At 61.5% G+C, this 234-nt stretch carries 1 protein-coding gene; it reads right to left on the reverse strand.

Translation table 11 applies throughout. The annotated features are described in order from the left end of the window. The coding region (locus FNJ47_RS55780; RefSeq protein WP_236000149.1) for a transposase at positions 1–193 on the reverse strand (193 nt) is incomplete at its 3' end. Positions 194–234 lie beyond the last annotated feature (41 nt).

Consider the following 234-nt stretch of genomic DNA (forward strand, 5'->3'; position numbering starts at 1 on the left):
GCCGGAACACGCTGTTCCAATCGCCGAAGACCTCCGGGAGATCGCGCCAGGGAGACCCCGTACGCACGATCCACAGCACTCCTTCAACGAACATTCGGTTGTCGCGTCCGGTCGAGCCCTTCTGATCGGGGCGCCCTATGATCAACGGCGCCATCCGCTTCCACGCCGCGTCGCTCAATACCAAACGGTCCATCACACCCAAGACGGCCTCCCCAAAAGCAGCCTTGAATCTGA

Origin of the sequence: Bradyrhizobium uaiense (assembly GCF_010811875.1) — a bacterium.
GTDB classification, from domain to species: Bacteria; Pseudomonadota; Alphaproteobacteria; order Rhizobiales; family Xanthobacteraceae; genus Bradyrhizobium; species Bradyrhizobium uaiense.